Origin of the sequence: Streptomyces sp. NPDC018029, from assembly GCF_044327655.1 — a bacterium.
Classification (GTDB): Bacteria; Actinomycetota; Actinomycetes; order Streptomycetales; family Streptomycetaceae; genus Streptomyces.
On sequence record NZ_JBIRFV010000010.1, the window covers coordinates 70,864 to 95,940 of the forward strand.

25 protein-coding genes are annotated in these 25,077 nt (G+C 72.3%); 14 read left to right on the forward strand and 11 right to left on the reverse strand.

Going from position 1 to position 25,077, the window contains the following annotated elements; translation table 11 throughout:
* Positions 1 to 16: 16 nt before the first annotated feature.
* The 3 genes from ACH4D5_RS28715 to ACH4D5_RS28725 form a co-directional block, all read right to left on the reverse strand.
* Positions 17 to 1,864 carry a lasso peptide isopeptide bond-forming cyclase gene (locus ACH4D5_RS28715; protein ID WP_398307942.1) on the reverse strand — a complete coding sequence of 616 codons (1,848 nt, stop codon included), beginning with the start codon at positions 1,862 to 1,864 and terminating at the stop codon, positions 17 to 19.
* 26 nt (positions 1,865 to 1,890) lie between these two features.
* Complete coding sequence (locus ACH4D5_RS28720) at positions 1,891 to 2,001, reverse strand: keywimysin-related RiPP (RefSeq protein WP_107098009.1); 111 nt, start codon at positions 1,999 to 2,001, stop codon at positions 1,891 to 1,893.
* A gap of 250 nt (positions 2,002 to 2,251) precedes the next feature.
* Positions 2,252 to 3,055 (reverse strand): DUF4232 domain-containing protein, encoded by an 804-nt coding sequence (locus ACH4D5_RS28725; protein WP_398307945.1) that lies wholly within the window; start codon positions 3,053 to 3,055, stop codon positions 2,252 to 2,254.
* A 108-nt stretch (positions 3,056 to 3,163) separates the two neighbouring features.
* Here ACH4D5_RS28725 and ACH4D5_RS28730 point away from each other — a divergent pair, with 108 nt between their 5' ends.
* From ACH4D5_RS28730 to ACH4D5_RS28745, 4 genes are all read left to right on the forward strand, one after another.
* Positions 3,164 to 3,634 (forward strand): MSMEG_6728 family protein, encoded by a 471-nt coding sequence (locus ACH4D5_RS28730; protein ID WP_398307947.1) that lies wholly within the window; start codon positions 3,164 to 3,166, stop codon positions 3,632 to 3,634.
* A gap of 70 nt (positions 3,635 to 3,704) precedes the next feature.
* Entirely contained in the window at positions 3,705 to 4,208 is a 504-nt protein-coding gene (locus ACH4D5_RS28735) for a metallophosphoesterase family protein (RefSeq protein ID WP_398307949.1), read from the forward strand.
* A gap of 249 nt (positions 4,209 to 4,457) precedes the next feature.
* Complete coding sequence (locus ACH4D5_RS28740; protein WP_398307951.1) at positions 4,458 to 5,231, forward strand: polysaccharide deacetylase family protein; 774 nt, start codon at positions 4,458 to 4,460, stop codon at positions 5,229 to 5,231.
* Positions 5,232 to 5,382: 151 nt separating this feature from the next.
* Complete coding sequence (locus tag ACH4D5_RS28745) at positions 5,383 to 6,033, forward strand: DUF6629 family protein (RefSeq protein WP_398307953.1); 651 nt, start codon at positions 5,383 to 5,385, stop codon at positions 6,031 to 6,033.
* 26 nt (positions 6,034 to 6,059) lie between these two features.
* Here ACH4D5_RS28745 and ACH4D5_RS28750 read toward each other — a convergent pair whose 3' ends face one another.
* Complete coding sequence (locus ACH4D5_RS28750; protein ID WP_398307955.1) at positions 6,060 to 6,740, reverse strand: TetR/AcrR family transcriptional regulator; 681 nt, start codon at positions 6,738 to 6,740, stop codon at positions 6,060 to 6,062.
* A gap of 84 nt (positions 6,741 to 6,824) precedes the next feature.
* Between ACH4D5_RS28750 and ACH4D5_RS28755 the strand changes: the two genes are divergently transcribed.
* The 5 genes from ACH4D5_RS28755 to ACH4D5_RS28775 all read left to right on the forward strand — a co-directional run bounded on the left by ACH4D5_RS28755 (position 6,825) and on the right by ACH4D5_RS28775 (position 12,849).
* Positions 6,825 to 8,285: a purine-cytosine permease family protein gene (locus ACH4D5_RS28755; protein ID WP_398307957.1), complete on the forward strand. Its 1,461-nt coding sequence runs from the start codon at positions 6,825 to 6,827 to the stop codon at positions 8,283 to 8,285.
* The gene (locus tag ACH4D5_RS28760; RefSeq protein WP_398307959.1) at positions 8,264 to 9,916 is read left to right on the forward strand and encodes an amidohydrolase; all 1,653 of its coding nucleotides are present in this window, start codon (positions 8,264 to 8,266) and stop codon (positions 9,914 to 9,916) included. The genes ACH4D5_RS28755 and ACH4D5_RS28760 overlap by 22 nt, the downstream gene beginning before the upstream one ends.
* Positions 9,917 to 9,925: 9 nt before the next feature.
* A complete protein-coding gene (locus tag ACH4D5_RS28765; RefSeq protein WP_398307961.1) occupies positions 9,926 to 11,026 on the forward strand; it encodes a C45 family autoproteolytic acyltransferase/hydolase in 1,101 nt (366 codons plus the stop codon).
* 82 nt (positions 11,027 to 11,108) lie between these two features.
* A complete protein-coding gene (locus ACH4D5_RS28770) occupies positions 11,109 to 12,224 on the forward strand; it encodes a DUF5937 family protein (protein ID WP_398307963.1) in 1,116 nt (371 codons plus the stop codon).
* A 64-nt stretch (positions 12,225 to 12,288) separates the two neighbouring features.
* Entirely contained in the window at positions 12,289 to 12,849 is a 561-nt protein-coding gene (locus ACH4D5_RS28775; protein ID WP_398307965.1) for a putative immunity protein, read from the forward strand.
* 49 nt (positions 12,850 to 12,898) lie between these two features.
* Here the strand turns inward: ACH4D5_RS28775 and ACH4D5_RS28780 are convergent, their stop codons facing one another.
* The 6 genes from ACH4D5_RS28780 to ACH4D5_RS28805 all read right to left on the reverse strand — a co-directional run bounded on the left by ACH4D5_RS28780 (position 12,899) and on the right by ACH4D5_RS28805 (position 17,532).
* Positions 12,899 to 13,450 (reverse strand): dihydrofolate reductase, encoded by a 552-nt coding sequence (locus tag ACH4D5_RS28780; RefSeq protein ID WP_398307967.1) that lies wholly within the window; start codon positions 13,448 to 13,450, stop codon positions 12,899 to 12,901.
* Entirely contained in the window at positions 13,447 to 14,244 is a 798-nt protein-coding gene (locus ACH4D5_RS28785) for a thymidylate synthase (RefSeq protein ID WP_398307969.1), read from the reverse strand. The genes ACH4D5_RS28780 and ACH4D5_RS28785 overlap by 4 nt, the downstream gene beginning before the upstream one ends.
* Before the next feature lie 77 nt (positions 14,245 to 14,321).
* Positions 14,322 to 15,254, reverse strand: a complete 933-nt coding sequence (locus tag ACH4D5_RS28790; RefSeq protein WP_398307971.1) for an anti-sigma factor RsbA family regulatory protein — start codon at positions 15,252 to 15,254, stop codon at positions 14,322 to 14,324.
* A complete protein-coding gene (locus ACH4D5_RS28795) occupies positions 15,251 to 15,544 on the reverse strand; it encodes an STAS domain-containing protein (RefSeq protein WP_398307973.1) in 294 nt (97 codons plus the stop codon). The genes ACH4D5_RS28790 and ACH4D5_RS28795 overlap by 4 nt, the downstream gene beginning before the upstream one ends.
* A gap of 150 nt (positions 15,545 to 15,694) precedes the next feature.
* Positions 15,695 to 16,834 carry a S1 family peptidase gene (locus tag ACH4D5_RS28800; RefSeq protein WP_398307975.1) on the reverse strand — a complete coding sequence of 380 codons (1,140 nt, stop codon included), beginning with the start codon at positions 16,832 to 16,834 and terminating at the stop codon, positions 15,695 to 15,697.
* 56 nt (positions 16,835 to 16,890) lie between these two features.
* On the reverse strand, positions 16,891 to 17,532 hold the full coding sequence (locus tag ACH4D5_RS28805) for a restriction endonuclease (RefSeq protein WP_398307977.1): 642 nt from the start codon (positions 17,530 to 17,532) through the stop codon (positions 16,891 to 16,893).
* Between the two features lie 233 nt (positions 17,533 to 17,765).
* On the opposite strand from ACH4D5_RS28805, the gene ACH4D5_RS28810 reads away from it, so the two are divergent.
* Together ACH4D5_RS28810 and ACH4D5_RS28815 are read left to right on the forward strand one after the other, a co-directional pair.
* Positions 17,766 to 20,147 (forward strand): SpoIIE family protein phosphatase, encoded by a 2,382-nt coding sequence (locus tag ACH4D5_RS28810; RefSeq protein ID WP_398307979.1) that lies wholly within the window; start codon positions 17,766 to 17,768, stop codon positions 20,145 to 20,147.
* An 89-nt stretch (positions 20,148 to 20,236) separates the two neighbouring features.
* Positions 20,237 to 21,019 (forward strand): restriction endonuclease, encoded by a 783-nt coding sequence (locus ACH4D5_RS28815; RefSeq protein ID WP_398307981.1) that lies wholly within the window; start codon positions 20,237 to 20,239, stop codon positions 21,017 to 21,019.
* Between the two features lie 24 nt (positions 21,020 to 21,043).
* Here ACH4D5_RS28815 and ACH4D5_RS28820 read toward each other — a convergent pair whose 3' ends face one another.
* Complete coding sequence (locus ACH4D5_RS28820; protein ID WP_398307983.1) at positions 21,044 to 23,272, reverse strand: MMPL family transporter; 2,229 nt, start codon at positions 23,270 to 23,272, stop codon at positions 21,044 to 21,046.
* A gap of 119 nt (positions 23,273 to 23,391) precedes the next feature.
* Here ACH4D5_RS28820 and ACH4D5_RS28825 point away from each other — a divergent pair, with 119 nt between their 5' ends.
* The 3 genes from ACH4D5_RS28825 (at position 23,392) to ACH4D5_RS28835 (ending at position 25,057) form a co-directional block, all read left to right on the forward strand.
* Positions 23,392 to 24,126 carry a TetR/AcrR family transcriptional regulator gene (locus tag ACH4D5_RS28825; RefSeq protein ID WP_398307985.1) on the forward strand — a complete coding sequence of 245 codons (735 nt, stop codon included), beginning with the start codon at positions 23,392 to 23,394 and terminating at the stop codon, positions 24,124 to 24,126.
* 134 nt (positions 24,127 to 24,260) lie between these two features.
* Complete coding sequence (locus tag ACH4D5_RS28830) at positions 24,261 to 24,815, forward strand: DUF2975 domain-containing protein (protein ID WP_398307987.1); 555 nt, start codon at positions 24,261 to 24,263, stop codon at positions 24,813 to 24,815.
* Entirely contained in the window at positions 24,815 to 25,057 is a 243-nt protein-coding gene (locus ACH4D5_RS28835; RefSeq protein ID WP_398307989.1) for a helix-turn-helix domain-containing protein, read from the forward strand. The genes ACH4D5_RS28830 and ACH4D5_RS28835 overlap by 1 nt, the downstream gene beginning before the upstream one ends.
* The last annotated feature ends 20 nt before the right edge of the window (positions 25,058 to 25,077 follow it).

The following is a 25,077-nucleotide window of genomic DNA, read 5'->3' on the forward strand; positions in this document are numbered from 1 at the left end:
GCGGGCGGGCAGGGGCTCAATGGGCGCGTGCGGGGGACGAGCCGCGCAGCCATACCTCGGCGGCGATGGTGGAGTAGAGGATGGCGTCGCGCAGCCCGGGGGCGGAGGGCCGCTGAGCGAGGTGACGCAGCGCGTCGCCGTCGACCAGGCCGAGCCGTTCCAGCCGGGAGTCCTCCCACAGGGCAAGCAGGTCGGCGCGGTGCCGTCGCAGGCCGTCGGCCGCGTCCATGGCGGCGGCGGCCTTGGTGGTGCGCCGCAGGCAGGTCTCGGGCACGATGCCGCGCATCGCAGCGGTGAGGACGGGTTTGTACGCCCAGGGCGTGACCCGTTCGTCCGGCCTGATCGCGAGGCACGCCTCGATGACCCGGTCGTCGAGGAACGGCGACGCCATGGGTACGCCGGCGCGGGCCGCCATCCGGTCCCACTGGCGGATGATGCGGGTGCAGGAGCGGATCTGTTCCAGGTCGGTGTGCAGGCCGCGGTCCGGGTGCAGCGGCGTGGCCGTCGAAGCGGCTTCTCGCAGGGCCCGCCGGACCATGTGCTCGGCGTCGGGGGTGACCCAGTCGAAGAGGCGTGGGGGCATGCCCCAGCCGAGGCTGGTGGTGGCGGTGGCGGGGAGCGGTTCGCGAAGGTGTCCTGCGGCGTCGGCGAGGCACTTGCCGTAGGGGCGGGAGTCGGCCAGGGCCCGCACGGTGGCGCCGAGCGGCCACTGCCACAGGGCCCGGAAGCCGCGCAGCTGCCGCAGCGCGAACAGCGGGCGGGTGCGCGCCAGTCGGTGGTAGTACGCCTCGGAGCACCAGGCCACGTGGTCGCCGCCGATGCCCGTGAGATGCAGTCGGCTGCCGCGTGCCGCCATGGCCGGCAGGTGGTGCAGGACCCGCGAACGGTCCATGACGCCGATGGTCGGTTCGTCCAGCAGGTCGTCGATGCCCAGCAGGTCGTCGTAGACCAGCGGCGAGGCGTCGGCGTCCCACACCACGTGCTCGACGTCCGGCAGGTGCTTCGTCGCCTGCTCCGCCCAGTACAGGTCGGTGTCGGCCGGATCGCGTCCCGGCCACGTGCTGGCCACCACCTTGGCGGGCGACCGGTCGGCCAGGAAGCAGATGGAGGTGGAGTCCAGGCCGCCGGACAGGTCGCAGCTGACCACGCCGCCCTGCCGGGTGCGGGCGTCGACGGCCGCGGCGAGGGCCTCGCGGACCACCGGGGCGCCGTCGGCGAGCGTGCGGACCGGCTCCGGTGGGGTCCACCACCGGGTGTGGCGCACGGTCCGCCCGTCCGCGGCGACGATCAGGGCGTCCTGCGGCGGGACGGCGGTGACGGCACGCCACGGGGACGTCTCGGAGAGCGGATAGGGCACCGGCCACAGCAGCCGGACGGCGAGCTGCTCCTCGTCGGGATCGTGGCCCAGCGCGGCGGCGAGGACGTCGGCGCGGGTGGCGGCCACGCGCACGCCGTCCACGGCGGCGTGGAAGACGAGCCGGAGCCCGGACGCGGTGCCCTGCACCCTGAGCCGTCCGTCCATGGCGGCGACGAGGTGGAAGCTGCCGGGCAGGGAGCGGGCCAGCGCGTCCAGCTCCGCCAGGTCGCGCAACCGACCTGCCCTGGACTCCAGTTGGGCGGCGTCGACGGGGCAGCAGCCGACGACGGCCAGAGCGGTGCGTCCGGCGCGGGCCGTGACGATCTCCTGGTCGTCCCACTGCCCCACGAGCCATGGCCGACCCGACGGGTGCTCGAGGACGCGGGTTTCTCGGGTTCCGGAGTGGGTGAAGGACCGGGCCACGGCGGCCGCGTCCTCGCGGTCGGTGAAGACCGCGAAGTGCGCGTCGCCGGGGCCCGTCCCCGCACTCTCGTGCGATTCAGTCATGACGTCGGGTCAAGGACCGTCGGTCGTCAGTTCTTGCTCAGGATGAGCCGGTCGTTGCCGGACCGCTGCAGCAGCCCGGTCTTCTTCCGGAATGTCCCGAGCCGGACGAGTGCCGGCGCTTCGTAGGCCTTCTTCATGACTTCTCCTCTGCTTGAGGATTGGCGCCGCCTCCCTGGTCGACGGCGCGCGGGGCTCCGTCGACCTGCCCGGGACTCATCGGGAACCCCGGGGCGAGGAAGTGGTCGCAGCACCTAGCTATGTGCACAACCGGAGCGCATGACAAGGCCGCTGACATAAATACAACAATATGCAAATTAAGAGAAACGTTTCGACCTGCATCATCGCAAAATGCCGATTATCAGGGAATCTTCGGCAATGCCGCTGGTGTCAGCTGCTGAACGGAACGGCGTCGGCCGGATCGGCGTGCCAGTTGGTGCTCAGCGGCTTGTCGATCAGGGTCGTGCTGGGCAGGCGGACGGAGACGGCGCCCTCCTCGTCCCCGGCGACGGCGACGATCAGCTGGTCGAACTCCGCGCCGTCGTCGTTGTTGGTCGACTTGGGGTTGATTCCTGCGTACGCGGCGGTGGAGCCGGAGAGCTTGACGGTCTCCGTGACGGCCTGCTCGACGGGAGCCACCTGCCGGTCGGGGTGGGAGCCGAACGCGGCGGAGGGGATGGTGCCTTCCAGGTAGCAGGTGATGCCCGGCCTGGCCTTCGCGGTCACGAGAAGGTAGCCACCGGCCTGGGTCTTCTCGGTGACCTTGAACGTCAGGTCGTTGGTCCCGCAGAGCTGCTCGACGGGGGCCTTGCTCTGGCCGCCGACCGCGAGGGCGGTACCGGCGGCGGTGGTGGCGAGGACCGCGGTGGCCACGGCGGTCAGGGCGAGACGAGCGGAACGGGTGGCAAGACGCGAACGCATCGAGAACTCCATGAGTGCGGTGAGTGGTTCGTCCGGCGAGCTGCTCGGACGATCCACAGCCTGGGCCGCGATCCGTCCCGGCTGCCACAACAGGTCGGCGGTACGGGACGCTGGAACACCGGAACGGCCGCTGACCAGCACAGATGCCCTCACCCTGGAACAGGCGGCTGGGACGGTGGCGCCGACCATGAGGTGCAGGGCGCCGGTGAACACGGAGTCGGGCAGGGCGATCAGGAAGGCGAAGAGGGGCAGCGCTGTCGCGGTCTCCCACATCCTGGGGCGCCTCTCCCTGCGCGCCTGTGACCTGGGGCTGCTCTGACCCGGGAGCGACCCAGCCGTCCGGGAGGGGTGGGAATGGGGCCGCCGCGGTAGGCATTCCGCGTGCAGACCTTCCTCCCGTACTCCGACTTCACGCGATCCGCTGCGGTCCTGGACCGGGCCCGCCTGGGCAAACAGCGGGTCGAGGCCCTTCAGGTGCTGCGCGGCCTGACCGTGCCCGGCTACGGCTGGCGGCACCACCCGGCGGTGCGCATGTGGACCGGCTACGAGGAGGCCCTGGTCCGCTACGGCCTCGACGTGTGCTCGGTGTGGGTGGCGGAAGGGCGCCCCGACACCTGTGCCGCCACCCTGCTCACCGACTTCACCCGGCATCGTCCCGGCGCCTCCGTGCGGGCCCTGGAGGAGCTCGCCGACGACGGCGAGCTGCCTCCCTGGCTGGGAGACCCGGCCTTCCACCGCAGCCATCAGTCGGCCCTGGTCCGCAAGGCGCCGGAGTTCTACTCCCCGCTCTTCCCGGGCGTCCCCGACGACCTGCCCTACGTCTGGCCGGCCTCCGACCGGGACCCTTCGTGACCCTTCCGCCGACCTGCTCCGGCACTCCACTCCGGGCGCACGGGCCCACGCACCGGCCTACGCTTGCCCCATGCGGCTGCTGCTGACCTCCGACACGCATGTGCCGGCGCGGGCGAAGCGCCTGCCCGACGACCTGCTGGCCGAGATCGACCGGGCGGACGTGGTCATCCATGCCGGGGACTGGATCGACGAGGCCACGCTCGATCTGTTCGAGTCGCGGTCGCGTCGGCTGATCGCCGTGTACGGCAACAACGACGGCCCGCCGCTGCGCCGTCGGCTCGCCGAGGTGGAGCGGGCCGATCTTGCCGGGCTCCGGTTCGGTGTCGTCCACGAGACCGGGCCTGCCGCCGGGCGCGAACGCCGGTGCGCCGAGCGCTTCCCCGACCTGGACGTGCTCGTGTTCGGCCACAGCCACATCCCCTGGGACACCGAGGCCCCCGGCGGCCTGCGGCTCCTCAACCCCGGCTCGCCCACGGACCGCAGACGTCAGCCGTACTGCACGTTCCTCACGCTGACCGTCGCGGACGCCGCGCTGCACGACCTGACGTGGCACCGGCTGCCGCTGAAACGCTGACCACGCCGGAGGTGCCGGTGTCGTCGGTCCAGTTGTCGGTCACGCGCAGCCGCCACGTGCCGTCACCACCCACCGCCGCGGCCGCCTCGTCACGTCGAGGACGGACGTCGCCCGCGCCGAGTTGTCGCCGATTCCTCTCGGAATTGTCCGTGATCAGTAACAGACGCATCCTTTGGCCAACGCTCCTCGTCCTGCCGGGTGGTCACAAGGTGACCGGGGATCGGCGAGAGACTGCGCAAAGGGGCGGACATGGCACGGCACGGCGGCGGGCGGGGCTGGTACGGCAAGTTGGTCGGAGCGGCGCTCGGGGTGACGATGCTCGCCACCGGCGCGTCGGTGTGGACCGCGCAGGCCGGTTCCGCGGGTGACTCCGCGCCGGAGGCGACCGCGCCGGCCAAGCCGGGCAGCGCCGTCAAGCCGGTCGCGGCGACCATCGCGCACGCCTCGGAGAAGGGGAAGCGCGGCATCAACATCACCATCGACGACGGCCCCGACCCGGTGTGGACCCCGCGCGTGCTCGACCTGCTGCGGGAGTACGGGGTGAAGGCCACGTTCTGCATGGTGGGGACGCAGGCGCAGGCCCACCCCGACCTGGTGAAGAAGGTGGTCGCGGCCGGGCACCGGCTGTGCGACCACTCGGTGTCGCACAACACGTCCATGGACAAGGACTCCCAGGCCTACCAGTCCCAGCAGATACTCGACGCCGAACGCATGATCACCAAGGCGTCCGGCGGCGTGCGCCCGATGTACTACCGCGCGCCCGGCGGCGCCTTCACCCCGTACAGCCGCAAGCTCGCCGCTTCCCGGGGCATGCGCCCGCTGGGCTGGAACGTGGACACCAAGGACTTCGAGCGCCCCGGCACGGACGCCATCGTCGCCACCGTCGAGCGGGAGCTGCCCAACGGACCGACGCTCCTCTTCCACGACGCGGGCGGTGACCGCACCCAGACCGTCGAGGCCCTGCGCCGCCTCCTCCCCCGCCTCAAGGAGCAGGGCTACTCCTTCGGCTTCCCGGTGCGCTGACCCGACCCGGTGGCTGACCTGACCGGGCAGCACTGACCCGACCCCGCGGCGCTGACCCGACCGGCGATGCCGACCCAACCGGCGGCGCCGACCCGCCCCCGCGGCGCCGCCCGGCGCGCCTCCGCGCCCCCGTGGCCGTAGCCTTGCCGCCATGTGCTGGAGCGCTACGGCCGACCTCGCCGCGGGCACGGGCATCGCGGCCGTGGGAGTCGTCTCGGTCGCCCTGGCCGCCCGGCGCCCCCGTGACCTGCCGCTCGCCGCGCTGCCGCTCCTCCTGGGGGTCCACCAGATCATCGAGGCCGAGGTCTGGCGCAACGACGGCGGCGCCGGACCCGCCACCCTCGCCTGGGCCGTCATCGCGCTGCCGCTGCTTGCGCTGTGGGTACCGGCGGTCGTGCTGTTCGCCGCGCCGCCGGGCGCCCGGCGCCGGCTGCTCGCCCCGCTGGCGGTGGGGGCCGCGACGGCGGCGGTCCTCGCGTACGTCCTGGCGACCCGCACCGTCACGGCCGAGATCCGCGGGCACACCGTCGGATACTCCGTGGGGCTCCCGCGGGCCGAGCTGGTCGTCGTCGGCTATCTCCTCGCCACCATCGGCTCGCTCCTCCTCTCCGGCGACCGGGGCCTCGTCCTGTTCGGTGTGCTGGTCGCCGTCGGGGCCGCGGTGTCCTTCGCGCTGTGGCGGCAGGAGTACATCTCGACGTGGTGCGCGTTCGCCGCGGTGTGTTCGGTGGTCCTGTGCCTCTGGGCCGGACGGCGCCGAGCGCCGGTTCCACGGCCGCCCGGACAAGCGTCGCCCGGGTGAGCAACTCGTGTCCGGTGCCGCCGACTTCAGTCCGCGCGACCGGGTTCCACGGCGCGCGCACGGGCCCGTTCGCGCAGCGTGCCCGGGGCGAGCCCCAGGTGGATCTCGGCCGTCTCGATCACCAGGTCGCCCAGGTCCGGGCAGACCGACAGCGGGTCGTCGCCCTGGCCGGCGGTGTTGGCGTACGTTCCCATGCCGTCGACCGCGATCAGAATGTGCAGCGCCGCCCTGAGCACGCCCCCCGTGGTCTTGAAGCCACCCTCCTCGATCAGCTCGACGAGCGCCCCCCGCGTCCCCGCCTCCTGCGCGTCGACCGCCCGCGCCAGCGGCTCCTTGAAGCGGCTGAGGTGACGGGCGTTGAGCCACAGCCGGCTCAGGTCGACGTACGCGCCGCCGGTGAGCCGCACGAGGAAGAGCGCGAGCCGGTCGACCGGCGGCAGGCCCGCCTCCTCCCGCGGCAGCAGTGAGTCGCGCTCGCGCGTCGCGGCGTACGTGAACGCCTCGGCCACCAAGTCGTCGGAGGCCGGGAAGTAATGGCCGATCAGGCTCGGCCGCACCCCCAGTTCGTCCGCCACGCGGCGCAGCGTCACCAGTTCGAGGCCCTGCGCGAGGGCGATGCGTGCCGCGGTCCGCACGATCTCCGCGCGCCGCTCCTCGGGGGGCTTCCTGCTGCGCGCCGGTCGTTCCCGCAGGGGTCTTGACGTCATACCGCACAGCCTATTGGATGAGCGCCCAACAGCGAATTGGACAGCCGCCCAATAAGCGGGCCGGGCGTCACCCGAGAGGCCAGGATGACCACACCACCCCCAGTACGTGCAGGTCGGCCCGAGACCCGGGGCATCGACCCGGTCCCCGACGCGGAACGCATCGGGCGCCCCCGCCAGCTCTTCGCCGTGTGGGCCGCCCCCAACGTCAGCTATCTGAGCTTCGCGGTGGGCGCCTCGCTGATCCTGACGGGGCTCTCCCTGCCGCAGGCCTTGGGTGTGATCCTGACCGGGAACCTGCTGTGGATCTGCACCGGTGTGGTGGCCGCGAGCGGCCCCGCGGCCGGCACGAGCGGTTCGGTGATCTCCCGGGCGTACTACGGCGTGGTCGGCAACAAGATGGTCCTGATCGTGACCGGCTGGCTCATCGCCTCCGCCTACCTCGCCCTGAACTGGTCGGCCGCCTCCGTCGCCGGCATCGGCCTGGCCGGACGATGGGGCCTGCCCGACTCGCCCGTCCTCGACGCCGTGGTGATCTGTCTGATCGCCGGCGTCACCCTCCTCGTCGCGATCTACGGCTACGCGACCATCGTGCGCCTCTACACCGCCCTGAGCGTCCTGCTCACCGTCGTCTTCGTCGTGGTGACCGGATACGTGCTGGACGCGGTCGACTGGTCGTACACCCCTGCGGAACCACTGCACGGCGCCTCCCTGGCGGCCGCGCTCGGCACCGGCTTCACGCTCGTCGGGTCGACGGCGCTCTCGTACAGCAACAGCCCTGACCTGGCCCGCTATCTCCCGCGCGCCAGCTCCGTCACCGCCGTCGCCGGCTGGACGGCCCTCGGCGCCTATCTGCCGAGCACCGTCTTCACATCCGTGGGCGCGCTTGCGGCGACCGGCCTCGACATGGCCGCCCCGCAGGCGGCCCTGGAAGAGCTCCTGCCCGGCTGGTTCGTGCCCGTCTTCGTGATCGCCGTCGTCCTCAACACCATCGCCAACAACGGAATGACGGCGTACAGCGCGGGCCTGTCCGTCCAGTCGGTGGGGGTACGGATCGCCCGCATCCCCGCGGTCCTCGTGATCGGCGGGCTCGGCACGGCGGCGACCCTCTGCGCGATCCTCGTCTTCGACTTCCTGACCAGCGTCAACACGATGCTGCAACTGGTCGTCGTGATCACCGGTCCGGCGATGGCGGTGGCCGTCACCGACCTGGCGCTGCGGCGCAACCGCTACGACGGCGGGCGTCTGCTGCGCCAGGAGCGCGGCGGCCCGTTCTGGTACCGCGGCGGCTTCCACTGGCCGGGCCTCCTCGCCCTGCTCACCGGCGGCCTCGCCGCGCTGATGTGGGTGCGCACGACCTTCTGGACCGGCCCGCTCGCGACCGCCTCCGCCGGCATCGACCTCGCGATACCGGTCGGGATGGGCGTCGCCGCCCTCGTCTACTGGGCCACCGCACGCGCCTTGCGCACCATCAGCGCGGACGGCCCCGAAACCCCTGACTCCCCCACCGCGAAAGGCGCATCCCTGTGCACGCCGACGTCATCGTGACGGCCGCCCGAATCGAGCCCCTGGAGACAGCCGACCACCAGGAGGAGTGGGCCGGTCGCCCCGCCGACGCCCTCGCGATCACGGGCGGCCGGATCGTCGCGGTCGCGGCCGCCGACGAGATCGCGGCCCTGCGTGGCCCTGCCACGGTGGTCCACGACTTCCCCGGCGCCACCGTCCTGCCCGGCCTCGTCGACGGACACGCGCACCCGGTGTGGGGCTCCATCGAGATCGGCCGGGGCGTGGACCTGTCGGGGGCGGACACGCTCGACGCGGTCCTCGCCCGTGTCGCCCGGGCCGCCGAAGACGTCCGGGACGCCGACGATGCCTGGATCACGGGGTACGACCTGGACGTCAACGTCTTCACGGCCCGTGGCGAGGAGCCCTCCGGCGCCGTCCTCGGCGAGCGCTTCCCCGGCCGCCCCGTCTCGCTCCTGACCCAGGACGCGCACGCCCTGGTCATCAGCCCCGAAGCCGTGCGGCGCGCGGGTCTGACCGGCCGCGAGACCTTCACCGACGCCTCGTGCGTGGTCACCGGCCCCGACGGACGGCCGACCGGTTACGTCCTGGAACTCCAGGCCATGGAGCTCGTCTTCGACCACTATCCCGAGGTGCCCGTCGCCACGGCCGCCGCCTACGTCCGTACGCAGTTGGAGATCCTGGCCCGCGGCGGCCTCACCGGACTGCACGCCCTGGACTTCACCGACCCGTCCGAGGACGTCTACCGGCACATCGAGGCGCACGGTGAACTCCCCCTGCGCATCCGCTGTTCTCCCCTCGTGCCCGCCGACTCGGCCCCCGGCGCGTGGCGGCGGATCGCCGAGCAGCAGGGGCTGGCCGGCCGCCGCTGGCACGTCGAGGGCGCCAAGTTCATGCTGGACGGCACCGCCGACAACGGCACCGCCTGGTTCGACCGCCCCGACCGCCACGGCGAGAACCGCGCGCCCCTCTGGCGCGACCTGGACGCCTACCGCGCCGCCGTCCGCTTCTTCACCGAACGTGGCATCCCCACCGCCACCCACGCCATCGGCGACCAGGCCGTGCGCCACGCACTCGACGTACTGGAGGAGGCGGGTCCCGCGGGCCGCGCCCCGCACCGCGTCGAGCACATCGAGTCCCTGCCCGACGACCTCCTCCCCCGGTTCGCGGAACTCGGCGTCGTGGCCGGCCTCCAGCCCGTGCACGGCACTCGGCACACCCGTGCGGACGGCACCGACAACTGGTCACACCGGATCGGCCCGGACCGCGCCGCGCGCGGCTGGCGCACCCGTGACCTGCTCGACCACGGCGCGGTCGTCGCGCTCGGTTCGGACTGGCCGATCGGGCCCGGCGACCCGCGCACCTGCCTCGCCGACTGCCAGCTGCGCCGCCCGGTGGACGAGCCGGAAACCGCCCCGGTCCAGCCCGGTCAGGCGATCACCGCGCGGGAGGCGTATACGGGTATGACCCGGGCGGCCGCCCGAGCGGCGGGCGCCGATCACGAACTCGGCCGGATCGCCCCCGACTTCCTCGCCGACCTGACCGTCCTCGCGGACAGTCCTCTCGACCTCACCCCCGAGGAACAGGCCCGCAATCCCGTCCTCGCCACCGTCGTCGGCGGCGATGTCCAGCTCCACTCCCGCACCGCTCACTGAGGAATTCCGATGCCCGCCATCCCCCGCCCCGCCGACCGCCTCCACATCGCCGTCTCCGCCGCCGACCCGTACGCGCGGGGCGTGGCCCGCGGTGAACGACTGCGCACCGGCATCCCCGCCGCACTCGACGTCTACGCCCGCCTCTTCGCCCTCGGCGGCATCACCCTGGGCGGCGCCCGCGACGACGCCGAACGCGCCCTCGACGTCATCGGCGGCTTCCGGCCCGCGGCCCGCGCCGAGATCGCCGGCCTCGCGCAGGGTGCCGGTGTCGAGGAGTGGCAGGCCGGTGTCCTCAACGCGCGCACGGAGATCCTGGCCCGCTCCACCGCCGTGCCTCCGGGCGAGTGCACCACCGTCGTGCTCGGCGGTCTCGGCGCGCAGACCTGGGACTGGCACGTCGAGCTGGCCGACCACTGGCACACCCTGGAGTCCCACGGCGCCCGCCACACCGTCGTCGGCCTCACCGAGCACGGCATCCTCGGCAAGATCGGCCTCAACAGCGCAGGTCTGGCCCTGCACTTCAACATTCTGGGTCATCTCCGCGACACCGTCGGCGGCGTCCCGATGCACGTCCTCGCCGCCGTCGTCCTCGCGGAGGCAGGCAGCGTCGCCGAGGCCGTCGAGCTCGTGCGCTCCGCACCGCTCGCCTCCTCCGGCTCCTTCGCGCTCTTCGACGCGGCGGGGGACGCCGTGCTGCTGGACATCAGCCCCGCGGGCGTGCACGAGATCCGACCCGATGGCCGCGGCGTCCTGCTGCGCACCAACCACTTCCTCACCCCGGCCCTCACCGCCGACGAGAAGTCCTGGCTCTACCAGCCCGACTCGGCCGAACGCCGCGCCTTCATGTCCGACCGGCTCCACCGGACGCCCCGACTCCCCTCCGAACCCGACGCCTTGGCGTCCCTCCTCGTCACCGGCGCGGACGAACCACCCGTCACCTGCCTCCCCGACCCGGCCAAGCCCCTCGGCCAACGCTGGGCCACCCTCGCCACGGTCACCCTGGACCCGGCCACCCGCACGGCCCGCGTCCTGGACGGCACCCCGGCCGACATCGGCACCGCGCACTGGCGGGTGCTGACGGCCGCCCCCTGCCCGCCCGGACTGACGTGACGGTGCGTACGGCCGCGCGCCGATTGACGCACGCCGCTAATCGGGGCGCCGCCCACCGGCGGATCCGTGCACCATGAAGCCCATGAGCGTCGACATCGACATCTCCGGTCTCCCGACGGAGCGCATCGTCTTCGGGCCGTCCCCTCTGGCCGAGCTGGGGGCGGCGCTGCACGTGCTCTCCGAGCCGGGCCACCACCCCGGCCTGCACGGCTGGGCGACGACGACCGCCGCGGGGCTGAAGCCGGACCTGCTGGGCCGGATGGCGGAGGCGGAGTTCCTGTGGCGGTCGACGCGGTCCGACATCCTGCTGCCCCGCGGCCCCATGCCGCCCGCCACGCTGGCCGAGGAGCTGGACGACGTGGACGCGCTCGACGACGAGGCGTACGTCGCGGCCGCGCTCGAGATCAACGCCTCCGGCTGCATGCTGCGCTCCGGCGGCGGACGCTCCCCACTGGTGGACGAGACCGCGCGGGACGCCTCCCTGGAGCGGGCGTCCGCGCGCGGCCCGCGGCAGCTCGACTTCGCCCAGCACCTGCTGAAGGACCCGCCCACGGTCCGCGCCTGGATCCGGCGCCTCCTGGAGGACTGCGACGAGGCGTTCTTCGCCGACGTCTGGCAGCGGGTCCGCCCCCAACTGGCGGCGGACGCGCGGGAGAAGACCGCCCTGCTGCGTCGCAAAGGCCTCGCCGACGCGCTGGCGGCGGTGTCGCCGACCGTCACGATCGAGGAGGACGCGCGGGGCCGCCGCATCAGTATCGACAAGCTGGCCGACGGGTGGACGCAGGCCACGCAGCCGGGCGTCGAACCCGGCGTCACGTTCGTGCCGAGCACGTTCGGCTGGCCGCACCTCATCGTGCGGCAGGCGCCGGGGTGGCGTCCGGTCGTCGGCTATCCGGTGGCCGCACCGGAGTTGAGGCCTGGGCCCCGCACGTCGCAGCTGATGGAGAAGCGCCTGATGGCGCTGGCCCATCCGGCCCGGATACGGCTGTGCTGGGCGCTGGCCCGTGCCCCGTACACGACGAGCGAGCTGGCGAAGGGCTTCGGCCTCACCGCGTCCGAGGTGTCGCGCCACCTCAAGACGCTGCGCGAGGCCGAAATGCTCACCACGCGGCGGCACGGGAGGTACGTGCAGCACCAGTTGGACGTCACCGTGGTGGCGCGGCTGGGCAGCGACTTCCTGGAGTCGATCCTGCGGTGAGGGGCGCTGCGCCGGCAGCACCACCGGCACCCTCGGGCGGGCGGCGCGTGGGAGAGTCGGTTCCATGACGACCGTATCCGGGGACTTCGAGTTGACCATGGACGAGCTGCGCGCCGTCGCGCGCTACGCCATGGAGAGCGCCGAGGAAGTCCTCCCCGTCTTCGAGGCCGCCGCCCCCGAAGACCCTCGGCCCCGAGCGGCCGTCGACGCGGCAGGGGAGTTCGTGAACGGCGCGCGGCGGACCAATCTCCAGCGCGCCACCGCCCTGGACGCGCACCGCGCCGCGCGGGAAGCGGCCACGGAGGCCGAACAGCTCGCCGCGCGTGCCGCAGGCGACGCCGCTGCCGCGGCTTATCTCCATCCGATCGCGAAAGCCACCCAGGTGGGGCACATCCTGCGAGCCGCCGCGAGCGCGGCGCGCGTGGGCGAGCTGAACGCGGGCGGCGATCCCGCCGTCGGGCTCGAACTGATCGAGCGGGCCGCGCGGCGCGCCACCCCGGTCCTGATCGATGTCCTCGGCCGGTATCCGCTCGCACCGGCCGGCAAGAGCCGTGTCGCAGAGCTCATGAGCGTCCTGGACGCGTCTTTGCGTACGGCGCCCGCGAGCCGGGGGCCGGCGACGTGAGCAGCCCGGCTTCGGCGAAGGCCGCCCACCAGGAACAGGTCGTGACCGGCTAGCGCGGCGCCTGTACGCCCGCGTGGAGCCGGGTGTAGGTGCGGATGCGGTAACGCAGGCCGGAGGTGGAGGACTGCCAGCCCCTGTCCTCCGCGACGTGCCATGCCGCGTCCGGTGTCGGGGCGTAGGTGTCGCCGGTCACCGGGGAGTCGACTTCGGTCACCGAGAGCGTCGTGGCATAGGCCAGGGCGGCGCGGTAGATCTCACCGCCGCCGATCACCCACACCTCGGCGGGGGGTGCCGGCTCCGACGACGGATCGGCTCCGGGTGCGGGGCGTGCCGCCAGTTCCAGGGCCCCGGCGATCGACCCGGCGCGCTCCGCGCCGTCGGCCGCCCACGCGGGGTCACGCGTCACCACGATGTTGCGCCTGCCGGTCAGCGGGCGGAAGCGCGGCGGCAGCGAATCCCAGGTCTTGCGCCCCATCACCACGGGGTGGCCGAGGGTGGTCGCCTTGAAGTGCGCCATGTCCTCGGGGAGGCGCCACGGGATTCCGTTGTCCGCGCCGATCACGCCGTCGAGGGTCTGTGCCCAGATCAGTCCGACGTTCATACGGCGACCGGGGCCTTGATCGCCGGGTGGTGCTGGTAGCCGAGCACCTCGACGTCGGCGTAGGCGTAGTCGAAGAGGGAGTCGGCGGCGCGCAGCCGCAGCTCGGGAAAGTCGTACGGGGTGCGGGAGAGCTGTTCGGTGACCTGCTCGACGTGGTTGTCGTAGATGTGGCAGTCGCCGCCGGTCCAGATGAAGTCACCCGGTTCGAAGCCGGCCTGCTGCGCCACCATGTGCGTGAGCAGGGCGTAGCTCGCGATGTTGAACGGGACGCCGAGGAACAGGTCCGCGCTGCGCTGGTAGAGCTGGCAGGAGAGCTTGCCGTCGGCGACGTAGAACTGGAAGAAGGCGTGGCACGGGGCGAGGGCCATCTTGGACAGCTCGGCGACGTTCCACGCGGAGACGATCATCCGGCGGGAGTCCGGGTCGCGGCGCAGCGTGTCGAGGACCTCGCTGAGCTGGTCGATGTGGCCCCCGTCCGGCGTGGGCCAGGAGCGCCACTGGGCTCCGTAGACCGGACCGAGGTCGCCATCCGCGTCGGCCCATTCGTCCCAGATGGTGACGCCGTGCTCGCGCAGCCAGCCGACGTTCGAGTCGCCGCGCAGGAACCACAGGAGTTCGTACACGATGGACTTCAGGTGCACCTTCTTGGTGGTGACCAGCGGGAAGCCCTGCGAGAGGTCATAGCGTAGTTGGTGCCCGAAAATACTCCGGGTACCGGTGCCCGTCCGGTCGGCCTTGGCCGTCCCGGAGGTGAGTACCGCGCGCAACAGGTCTTCGTACTGGGTGTCCGCCACAGTCGACGAGTCTAACGGCACGCCGGGTGCTCCCCGACCCGGCGATACGTTTACGCACGCGCCCCCGTCGTGGCTGGTCAGCAGCGGAAGTAGCAGTGGGTCGTCGTGCCGTCGGCCGGGTCGGTGTGGACGCGGACGAGGTCGGCGATCACGTGCACCAGGAGGAGTCCCCGCCCCCCGCGCCGGTCTCTCGGCGGGGGGCAGCGGCCCGCGAGCGGGTCGGCGAGGACGCCGGCGTCCCGGACCTCGAAGACGACGTGGTGGTCCTGGGTCCAGATCCGCAGCGCGCCCGACCCTCCGCCGTGGATCACGCTGTTCGTCGTCAGCTCGGCGACGGCCAGGGCGAAATCCTGGAGCCTGGCCTCGGGCAGGCCGAGCTCGGCCGCTCTGAGGATGGCGTGATGCCGGACGTCGGACAGGGACTGCTTGGCGTAGGACACCTGCGGCACGTCGTCGGGTGCCGTCAGGGGCTGGTTGTAGCGGGAGACGACCGCCTCGGGAGCGTATGCCGGGCTCGTGTCCTCCGTGCCGGACCGGATGATCGTGGGGTGGGTGGCGTGGGCGTCGGTCAGGACCGTCTCGTCCAGGTTCACTTCGTCGTAAGGGCAGAGGATCGTCGCCTCGCGGCCCTGGAACGCGAGGTTGATCAGTGCCTCGTGCTGTGCGCAGGCGGGGTACTCCGTGGCGGTGCGCCCGGCCCAGATCGGTTCGCCGATGATGCGGACCCGCCCCTCGGGGTGCGCGTCGGCGAACGCCCGCAGCACCCGGGGGATGATCCGGCCGGGGTTGCGCCCCGCCTGCGCCATGTCGAGCAGCTGCACCTTCTCGGCGCGCACGCCGAGGGCGGTGCGGATCAGGTCGAGGTTGGCCTCGGGGACCGCCACCGCGACCGCCTCGCCGGCGTCGAGGCCGTCCAGGACGAACGGCACAGTGCCCGCGAGGTACTCCTCTCGCCCCCGGTAGAACAGCGCCGGGTGGACAAAGGGTTCGGTCTGAGCCGTGGCGCTCATGGGGCGGACACCTCGATTGCTGACAGATCGGGCCAGAACAGCTCGAGCAGACGGGTCAGGGCGGGCGGCGGTCCTTCCAGCACGAGTCGCTGCCCGTCGGCCAGGCCCTGGGCGGCCACCGCAAGATCCGTGACTCCGGCCACATCGATGAAGGTCAGCGCCGAGAGATCCAGATGGTACGGGGGCCGGTGCTGCCGGGCCACCACCACCTGCTCAAGAGCCCGCTCCCACACCGGGTAGGTGGGCAGGCAGACCTCTCCGGCCACTTCGAGACCGGTCCGGTCGCTCAAGGGGCGAATCCGCAACCGAGAGTCCGAGGGCGTTGCTTCACCTGCCGACAAGTACCCCTCCTCCGGATAATCCACATCGCCCTCCCGCTTTCCTTCCAGGCATCACTAGTATCCCCCGCCTGGCTTGAAAGCAAGGCGAGTTGGAGTAGATCACTCGACGCCGGCCCCGGTACCGGTCTCGGTGGCGGTCCCTGTGCCGATCTCGGCACCGACCGCGGCCAGTGCCGTGGTCACGGGCTGGAAGAACGTCTCGCCGCCCACGGTGCAGTCACCGCTGCCGCCCGAAGTGAGGCCGATCGCGCTCCCGTCGCGGGTGAAGAGCGAGCCTCCGCTGTCCCCCGGTTCGGCGCAGACATCGGTCTGGATGAGGCCGGTGACGGTGCCTTCCGGGTAGTTGACGGTGGCGTCGAGCCCGGTGACCACTCCGTCGCGGAGCCCGGTGGTGCTGCCCATCCGGAACACTTCGAGGCCGACCGTCGCGTCGGCGGCCCGCACGATCGGGGTGACCCCGCCGTTGCCCGTGTCGACCTCGGCAGGGGCGGCCGCGGCCGGATCGTCGTACGTGACGAGAGCGAAGTCACCGTCCCCCGGGAACGTCGCCGCCTCGACGGTACCGATCGGCGCGCCGTCCGGGTCCTCCGACCACTTCTGGGCGGCGACCCCGCAGTGCCCCGCAGTGAGGAACCCGGGGCGTCCGTCCCCGGCCGTCACGTTGAACCCGAGCGAACAGCGCGCGCCGCCCCCGAAGATGGCGTCACCGCCCGAGGCGAAGGCCTTGAACTCTCCCGCGGACTTCTCGATGCGGGCCATTCCCGTGCCGAGCGACGCGACGGTCGCCTCCAGCTTGTCCCAGCGTTCACCGGTGACCGTGCGGTCGGCCGTGACCAGGATCCGGTTGGTCCTGGGGTCGGTGGCCCAGGCGGTGCCTGGCATGCCGGCCCGGCGGGCCAGTGTCCGCCCCGCGGCCCCCAGCGCGCCCGCGCTGTTGCGCACGCTGCGCGCGACCGCACCGGCTTGCCGCACCCGCGCGGTCACGTCCTCGTCGTCGCTCGCCACGTTGACGACGAGCCGCCGCCTGTCCGCGTCGTAGTACGCCCCGCCGTAGGCGTCGCCGAGCCGCGTGGCCAGCCGTCCGGCCAGCTTCGTCGCCGATGCCGCGCTGATCCGCTGGGACTCCGGCCCGGACTGCGCGGCACCGGCATGCTGCAGCAGAACTCCCGCTGTGGCGATGCCCGTCGCCGCGGCCACGGCCAGGACGGCCTTTCGTTTGGGTATGCGTTTGTGCCTCAACTCGTCGCCTCCTGTTGGGATACCGACCCCTGATACGGATGCGACGAGAGGTGTGTTCAGGTCGGCGAGCGACGCTTCGGCGCGCCGCCGCCACGCCCGTTCAACGGAATCAGCGACTCCAGATGGGCGCCCTTGACCCAGGCCCCCAGCAGATCGCGGTGCAGGGCCACGATGTCCTGCCGCACGGCCAGGCCCAGCGCCGCCTTCGTGAACGTGCGGCAGGTGGTGACGAACAGGGCCACGTCCGCGCCGTGCTCCGGGCGGGCGGTGCCCACGAACTTCTGCATGTCCTGCGAGGACACGCTGCGGTGCGGCGCGTACTTCTTGCACTGGACGACAAGCCTGCGGCCGTCGGCGAGGTGACCGACGACGTCGGCTCCCAGGTCGCCGCTCCTGCCGCTGACCACGACCTCCGTGCAGCCGTCCCGGCGGCACAGATCGGCGACGTACCGTTCGAAGTCCTGCCAGGAGAGCGCGTCGACCTCCGTCATCGACAACTCCCGCGCCTTCGCCTCCTCGTCCGCGCGCCACCGCCGGTCCCGCACGACCGCGAGCCGGTGCGCACGCCACAGCCCCCACCCGGCCGCGCCCACCGCGGCGGCGCCGAGCACGGCCACGAGCACCGGCCACACCGTCGCCCAGCGCCCGGCCACCCACACGGCGGCGGCCACCGCCGCGACCGCGCCCCAACCGCGCATTTGCGCGCGCGTGCGCTTCCTCGACCGCCTGCTCCGTCGTGCCGCCATCGCGCCCCCACTCCCCTGCTCCCCGCGCCCCTGTCCCGCAGTCTGGGAGGCCCGGCCGGGCCCGGCAAGGGGCCCTGCTGCCCGGTGGTGCCGACGCCCGGCTTGCCTTGGGTGGGTGTACCGCAGTTGTGCCCGCCCCGGGGAGGACGGATTCTGTAGGGAATGAACGGGGCTGGTGTGGCGCCATGACGGCATGGAACGCGTGGAACGCCGAGGCAAGCGCTGACTTCCGTGGTCCGCTCGACGTCACCAGGGCGGCCACGGCGGTCGTCGACGCGCAGAACACGGTCATGGGGTGGAGCCCCGCGGCGGAGCGGCTCCTCGGGTACCGGCCGCAGGAGATCATCGGCCGGCCCCTGGCGACGTTCCTGCTGTCCCCCGGCCCGGCGCCCGCCGCCCGCCCGCTCTCCGCCGGGTCGCGGGGCAACGAGCTCCGCGTCGCCCGGCACCGGGACGGGCGGGAGCTGCCCGTCGCCACCGCGGTGTGCCCCCTGGCGGGCGCCGGGTCCGCGGCGCGTGTCGTCGTCGTCACGGAGCTGCGGGATCTGCGGCTGTGGGAGTCCCGGCAGGCACTGCTGCACGGGCTGGCCACCCAGTCCCCCGTCGGCCTCGCCATCTACGACACCGATCTGCGCCTGACCTGGTGCAACACGGCGTACGAACTGGAGATGGGGCGGCCGTTCGAAGAGTTCCGCGGCTCTCGGGCCGACGAGATGTACTCCGAGGGACGCTTCGTGAGCAAGGGCCATCCGCCCACGCTCGACTCGGTCATGCAGCACGTCCTGGACACCGGCGAGCCCTTCCTCGACCTGCACTTCCAGGGCCGGCCGCCCAGCGATCCGGAGAACGACCACCTCTGGTCCTGTGCCTACTACCGGCTCCAGGACGCCGACGGGCACGCGTTCGGAGTATGCGAAGACGCGTTCGACATCACCGACCGGTACAAGGCCCAGCGGCGGCTCGCCCTGCTCGTCGAGGCGGGCCGCGGCATCGGCGCCGCCCTCGACGTGCGGGTCACCGCCGAGAAGATCACCGAGGTGGCCGTGCCGGAGTTCGCCGCCACGGTGACGGTCGACCTCGCGGAGGCGGTGCTCGAGGGCGAGGTGCCGGCCAACAGCGGCGTGGCCGCGAAGTCGCTGGTACGGGTGGCCCGCTGCTCGGCCGAGGAGGCCGACTGTGCGCGGCAGCCGGGACAGCCGCTCCCCTTGGAGTATCCGCCGGGTTCGCCGCAGTACCGCAGCCTCTCCTCCGGCGGCCTAGTGCTCGACGACGCGGCCCTCGTCGTGCCGCTGCGGGCCGGGAACAGCATTCTGGGCCTCGTCACCTTCGTGCGCGGCACCGGCCCGGCCACCTTCGACAGCGGCGAGGTGGCCCTTGCCGACGAGTTGGTCGCCCGTACGGCCGTGTCCATCGACAACGCCCGCCGCTTCACCCGCGAGCGCACCGCGTCCCTGGCCCTCCAGCGGCAGCTGCTGCCGCAACAGCTGCCCGAGCAGTCGGCGGTCGACCTGGCCTACCGCTATCTGCCCACGGACGACGTGACGGGGGTCGGCGGTGACTGGTTCGACGTCATCCCGCTGTCCGGCACCCGGGTCGGGCTCGTGGTCGGGGACGTGGTCGGCCACGGGCTGCAGGCGGCCGCCACCATGGGACGGCTGCGCACGACCGTCCGCGCGTTCGCCCAGATGGACATGGACCCCGTGGAGCTGCTCTCGCGGCTCGACGATCTGGTGGGGCAGGCGGCGGAGGAGCAGTCGGGCGGCCCCGGGCCTCCCGGCGGCTACACCGACGTGACCACCGGGGCGACCTGTCTCTACGCGGTCTACGACCCGGTGTCGCGGCGCTGCGTCATGGCCAGGGCCGGGCACCTGCCGCCGGCGGTCGTCGACCCGGACGGCCGGCTGTCCTTCCCCGACCTGCCGGCCGGGCCGCCCCTGGGCCTCGGCGGCCTGCCGTTCGAGTCGATGGAGATCGAGCTGCCGGTGGGCAGCCTGCTGGCCCTCTTCACCGACGGCCTGGTCGAGGCCCGTGACCGCGACATCGACCATGGGCTCGACACCCTGGGGCGGGTACTCAGCGACCGGCACGCATCGCTGGAAGAGCTGTGCGACCGGGCCGTGGCGGAGCTCCTGCCGGGCGGCTCGACGGGCGACGACACCGCCCTGCTGCTCGTCCGCACCCGCGAACTGGACACCGCACAGGTCACCGAGTGGGAGCTGCCCGCGGAACCGGTCGCCCCGGGCCACGCGCGGGAGCTGGCCACCCGCCAGCTGCACCACTGGGGCCTCGGGGAGCTGTCGTTCGCGACCGAGCTCGTCGTCAGCGAGCTGGTGACCAACGCGGTCCGGTACGCCGAAGGGCCGATCCAAGTACGGCTCATCCGTGACCGCACCCTCCTGTGCGAGGTCGCGGACCGGGGCCACACCTCACCGCACCTGCGCCACAGCGGTGAGGAGGACGAAGGCGGGCGCGGCCTGTTCATCGTCGCGCAGCTCGTCCAGAGGTGGGGAACGCGCTACACCCGCTCCGGCAAGACCATCTGGACCGAACAGGCCTTTCCCCCTTAGAGCGCGGGCTCTCAACCGTGGCTAACCGTGGCGATCTTGGGCATGCGGAGACAAGTGATCTTCGTTGCCGACCGCTGTTGGGGAGTGGCATGACCGTACCCTCGCGCCCGGTTCGCCGGACGGACCGTGAGCGGCGCTTCGATCTGCGCGCGACCGCCCTGTTCTTCGTTCTCGTCGCGATCGTTCTGTGCGGATCGGTGGCTCTGGTGCGTGTCGCCGCCCAGATGGTCGAGAGCCGCCCGCTGTGGATCGGTTCGCTCGTCGTCGTGGGCCTCGCGGTCTGCTACCTGGGCCGGTCCAGGTGGCGCCGCTTCTCCGCGGCGAGGTACGCCCGGCGTACGGCCGAGGTGCTGGAGGAGGCGGCCGAGCGGGCCTCCGAGAGCATGGAGAGCGCGCCGCCGCTGGTGCGGGACCCCCAAGAGACCGCCGCCACCGTCGTGATCGAGGCCCCGGTCGAACCCGACTACGCGGTACTCGACTACACCGAACTCGACGCCGACGGCTTCGAGCAGGCCATAGCCGAGCTGTGCGCCCGTGACGCGTGCCAGGAGGTGGAAGTCGTGGGCGGCGCCTGCGACTTGGGGGCCGACGTCGTGGCGGTGACCCCAGACGGGCGCCGGGTCGTCATCCAGTGCAAGCGGTACGGGGAGGACAACAAGGTCGGCTCGGAGGAGCTGCAGCGCTTCGGCGGCACGTGCTTCACCGTCCACGAGGCCGACATAGCGGCCCTCGTGACGACGAGCGACTTCACCGCTCCCGCCCTCGACTACGCGCAGCGGTGCGGCATAGTGTGCGTGACCGGTGCGGAGCTGCGGGCCTGGCACGACGGCACCGGGCCGAGCCCGTGGGAGTCGGTGGTCTTCGACGCCTGAGGGGGCCGGGCCCGGTCGCACGGGTCAGACCCCCGCCGAGTCCTTCTCGTACGGGTTCACGGTCATCGGCTCCGGCGCGGGGCCGTTCTCGCTCAGGCCGAACCGGTCGTGGAACCTGCGCAGCGGCCCCGGCGCGTACCAGGCGGAGCGGCCGAGCAGACGCATGGCGGCCGGCACGAGGACGCCTCGTACGGCGATGGCGTCGATGAGGATGGCGAGCCCGCTGCCGAGGCCGAACAGCTGCATGAAGCTGATCTCGGCCGTGCCGAAGGCGAAGAAGCTCACCGCGATCAGGACGGCCGCCGCGCTGACGATGCGTCCGGTGTGGCCGAGTCCGTCGACGACGGCGGACTCGTTGTCCTCGCCCAGGTCGTGGAGTTCCTTGATGCGGCTGGTGACGAACACTTCGTAGTCCATCGAGAGGCCGAAGGCGACGCAGAACATCAGCACGGTCATCGACGTCTCCATCGGCTGCGGGGTGAAGCCGAGCAGGCCGGAGAGGTGCCCGTCCTGGAAGATCCAGGTCATGACGCCGATGGTCGCCGCGAGGCTGATCGCGTTGAGGACGAGCGCGCGCAGGGGCTGCACGATGCTCCCGGTGAAGAGGAAGAGCAGCAGGAAGGTGGTGACGGCGATCAGGCCCACGGCGAGCGGCAGCCGGCCGCCGATGGAGGCGTTGGAGTCGACGAGTTCGGCGTCGGCTCCGCCCACGAGCGGGTGTGCCCCGGCGGGCGGGGTGGTCTCCCTGACCTTCGCGACCAGGTCCTTGGCCGCGTCGGACTTCGGCGTCAGGTCGCTCACCACGTTGAGCTGCTGCGCCGTGGAGCGGGCGAGTGCCGCGTTGCCGGGGCCGGTCGGCTCGGGCCGCCCGTCGGCGTAGGTTCCGGTACCGGTCTCGACGCGGGCGACGCCCTCCAGGCCGGAGAGCCGGGCCGCGTACGACGCCAGCGGGGCCTTGTCCACGGCCTGGTCGATGACGACGTGCAGGGCAGCGGCGTCGTTGCCGTTGAAGTTCTCCCGCAGGGCCGTCGAGACCTGGCGGCTCTTGGCGTCCTCGGGCAGCACGCGCTCGTCCGCCGTGCCGAAGGTGATGCCGAGGAGCGGTCCGGCCGCGAGCAGCAGCACGGCGAGCACGGGCAGCGCGGTGAGCGCGGGCCGCCGCATGACGGTGCGGGCCAACCGCCCCCAGCCGGAGGTCGCGGAGCCGGTGGAGCGGTCCGGCTTCGCCCACGGCATCCGGCCGCTGTTGACCCGGTGTCCGAGGACGTTGAGCAGGGCCGGCATCACGAACAGCGTGGCGAGGGCCGCGATGACGACGACACCGACGCCGGAATATCCGAACGAGCGGAGGAAGTACTGGGGGAACACCATGAGCGCCGCGAGTGCGGCCGCCACCGTCGCGGCGGAGAACGCGACCGTGCGGCCCGCGGTGCTCATCGTCCTGCGCACGGCGTCCTCCACGCTCGCCCCCGCCGCGAGCTGTTCCCGGAACCGGCTGATCATCAGCAGGGCGTAGTCGACGCCGAGGCCGAGGCCGAGCGCGGTGGTCAGGTTGATCGCGAAGATGGAGACGTCGGTGACGCTGCCGACGAGATGGAGCTCGGCGAACACACCGACGACGGCGATGAGCGCGATGGCCAGCGGGAGCAGCGCGGAGACCACGGTGCCGAAGACGACCAGGAGCAGCAGGAGGATCAGCGGCACGGCGATGGCCTCGGCCAGGACGAGGTCCTTCTCGGTCTGCGGCCCCATCTCGTGACTCACGCCCGCGCTGCCGCCGGCCTTGACGGTGAGGGTGTCCTCGTAGGTTCCGGCGTACTCGTCGATGACATCTTTGGCGTTCTCCTGTTGCTCGGCGTCGCGGCCCTTCACCCGGGCGAGCACGATGGCCTCGCGGCCGTCCTTGGAGCGGAGGTCGGGGCTCTTCGTGTCCCAGTACGCGACCACGTTGTCGAGGTCCTGTTCGCGCTTGAGGTCGGACACGAGGGCCCGGCCGCTGCGCTCGGCGGCCGGTGCGTCGACGCGGCCGTCGGAGGCACGGACCAGGAGCACCAGGTTCGTCTCTCCGCCGAACCTGTCGTCGATGACGTCCCTGGCCCGGGAGGACTGGGAGGCCGGGTCGTCGAACCCGCCGCCCAGCAGCTTCCCGAACGCGCCGGCGCCCAGGGCGCCCATGAGGACCACGACCACGGCGGTGACGACGAGTACCAGCCGGGACCGTCGAATCGTCAGCTCGGCTATGCGTTCGAACACGCGGTTTCTCCTTCGGAGGTGCGGCGGATGGGGAGGTGCGGTGGAGGGGGGTGTGAGGGGGTGCGTCGCCGCCGAACCTAGCGAGGAACAATTTGTTTGAGCAGTGTTAGATTTTTTTCATGCCCCGAGAGAAAGCCCCGATGTCCGGCCTGTCGCTGCGTGAGCGGCGCCGGGCCGTGGCCACCCAGGAGATCGTCGGCGCCGCCGAGTCCCACATCGTCGAGCACGGCCCGCATGCCCTGTCCCTGCGGGCGGTGGCGCGCACCCTCGGCATGACCGTGCAGGCGCTGTACCACTACTTCCCGAGCCGGGACGACCTCGTCACGGCGCTGATCACCAAGGCGTACGACGATCTCGCCGACGCCGTGCAGGCCGCCGCGGACACCGGGCAGGACGACCCCGGTCTGCCGGGTCTCGTGGTCGCGGCCGAGGGCTACCGCCGGTGGGCCATCGACAACCCGGAGCGGTTCCAACTCCTCTACGGAGCGCCGCTGCGGCAGTACCACGCCCCCGTCGACGGCCCCACCACGGAGGCGAACCGCCGGATGGCCGCGGTCTTCGAGCGGGAGCTGTTCCGGGGCTTCACACCGGCCCAACTGGCCGCCGCCGACACCCGATCGCTCTCCCCCGGTTTCCTGGATCACCTGGAGGACCTGTCACCGATGAGCGGCGAGGCCCTGCCGCCTCCCGCGACCGCTCTGCTGCTGAGCGTGTGGGGGTACGTGCACGGCATGGTCGCCCTGGAGGTGTTCGGCCACACCGGCTTCCTCGGCGCCCACCAGGCGGAGCTCTACCGGATGGCGATGCGGAATCTCCACGAGGACGTGCGGCGACGCGTACCGGAGCAGCCCTGAGCGCGACCATCGGCCCGCGTCGTCGCGCGGCGGCGAACTTGTCGTTTATCGATATGCTCCGCTAACCTGCGGCATATCGATAAACGATAGGAGGGGGCGCGGTGAACACGCGACTCACGAGGACCCTGGCCTCGGTGACCTTTGCACTGGCGGTGCTCTGCGGGCTCGCCTTCGCCGGCACGGCGCTCACCCACATGCTCGACGACGGAGCGGTCTGCGTGGAGACGGGCTTCTGGGCCAACGCCTCACTCGGGCCGGACGGCCTGCCGGTCGAGCAGGGCGTGGAGGCGTCCGCCAGCGCCACGCGCCTGTGTCAGGACAGCCCTTCCGTGGCACAGCGGGCCGCCGACCTCGGGGGCCGCCTCCCCTGGCTGCTGTTCGGGGCCGTCGCGCTGCTGCTCTTCTCCCGGCTGCTGAAGGCGGTGCTGCTCCAGGGACCGTTCACCGACACGGTGGCGCGAAGGCTCTCCGTCCTCGGCTGGTGCGTCGCCGTGGGAACCCCGCTGGCCGGGCTCGTCGTCGGCTGGTCCGAGTCCTGGCTGACCGGGAGCATGGCGCCTGTCGCGGGTTCGGAGCCGACGGTCAGCGGGCCGCAGGCGCTCGTCCTCGCCGGTCTCGCCGCGGTGATCATGGGGAAGATCATGCGCGAGGGTGTACGCATGCGGGAGGATCTCGAAGGGACCATTTGATGGCCGAAGAGGAACTGCACTCGATCCGGATCCATCTCGACCGGATCCTCGCCGAGCGCGGCATGACACTCACCGAGCTGTCCGAGAAGGTCGGCATCACCGTCGTCAACCTGTCCGTGCTCAAGAACGGGCGGGCCAAGGCCATCCGCTTCTCGACCCTGTCGAGGATCTGCGACGTCCTGCGGTGCCAGCCGGGAGACCTGATCACCCACGACGCGGCCCCGGCAGAGGACGGCCGATAGGTCACGTCCGCCTGCCGGGG

Excerpts from the sequence above, each read along its gene's own strand:
- ACH4D5_RS28715 (WP_398307942.1), bottom strand. The coding sequence starts at position 1,864 with ATGACTGAATCGCACGAGAGTGCGGGGACGGGCCCCGGCGACGCGCAC.
- ACH4D5_RS28720 (WP_107098009.1), bottom strand. The coding sequence starts at position 2,001 with ATGAAGAAGGCCTACGAAGCGCCGGCACTCGTCCGGCTCGGGACATTC.
- ACH4D5_RS28725 (WP_398307945.1), bottom strand. The coding sequence starts at position 3,055 with ATGTGGGAGACCGCGACAGCGCTGCCCCTCTTCGCCTTCCTGATCGCC.
- ACH4D5_RS28735 (WP_398307949.1), top strand. The coding sequence starts at position 3,705 with ATGCGGCTGCTGCTGACCTCCGACACGCATGTGCCGGCGCGGGCGAAG.
- ACH4D5_RS28740 (WP_398307951.1), top strand. The coding sequence starts at position 4,458 with ATGGCACGGCACGGCGGCGGGCGGGGCTGGTACGGCAAGTTGGTCGGA.
- ACH4D5_RS28745 (WP_398307953.1), top strand. The coding sequence starts at position 5,383 with ATGTGCTGGAGCGCTACGGCCGACCTCGCCGCGGGCACGGGCATCGCG.
- ACH4D5_RS28750 (WP_398307955.1), bottom strand. The coding sequence starts at position 6,740 with ATGACGTCAAGACCCCTGCGGGAACGACCGGCGCGCAGCAGGAAGCCC.
- ACH4D5_RS28755 (WP_398307957.1), top strand. The coding sequence starts at position 6,825 with ATGACCACACCACCCCCAGTACGTGCAGGTCGGCCCGAGACCCGGGGC.
- ACH4D5_RS28765 (WP_398307961.1), top strand. The coding sequence starts at position 9,926 with ATGCCCGCCATCCCCCGCCCCGCCGACCGCCTCCACATCGCCGTCTCC.
- ACH4D5_RS28770 (WP_398307963.1), top strand. The coding sequence starts at position 11,109 with ATGAGCGTCGACATCGACATCTCCGGTCTCCCGACGGAGCGCATCGTC.
- ACH4D5_RS28775 (WP_398307965.1), top strand. The coding sequence starts at position 12,289 with ATGACGACCGTATCCGGGGACTTCGAGTTGACCATGGACGAGCTGCGC.
- ACH4D5_RS28780 (WP_398307967.1), bottom strand. The coding sequence starts at position 13,450 with ATGAACGTCGGACTGATCTGGGCACAGACCCTCGACGGCGTGATCGGC.
- ACH4D5_RS28790 (WP_398307971.1), bottom strand. The coding sequence starts at position 15,254 with ATGAGCGCCACGGCTCAGACCGAACCCTTTGTCCACCCGGCGCTGTTC.
- ACH4D5_RS28805 (WP_398307977.1), bottom strand. The coding sequence starts at position 17,532 with ATGCGCGGTTGGGGCGCGGTCGCGGCGGTGGCCGCCGCCGTGTGGGTG.
- ACH4D5_RS28810 (WP_398307979.1), top strand. The coding sequence starts at position 17,766 with ATGACGGCATGGAACGCGTGGAACGCCGAGGCAAGCGCTGACTTCCGT.
- ACH4D5_RS28815 (WP_398307981.1), top strand. The coding sequence starts at position 20,237 with ATGACCGTACCCTCGCGCCCGGTTCGCCGGACGGACCGTGAGCGGCGC.
- ACH4D5_RS28825 (WP_398307985.1), top strand. The coding sequence starts at position 23,392 with ATGCCCCGAGAGAAAGCCCCGATGTCCGGCCTGTCGCTGCGTGAGCGG.
- ACH4D5_RS28835 (WP_398307989.1), top strand. The coding sequence starts at position 24,815 with ATGGCCGAAGAGGAACTGCACTCGATCCGGATCCATCTCGACCGGATC.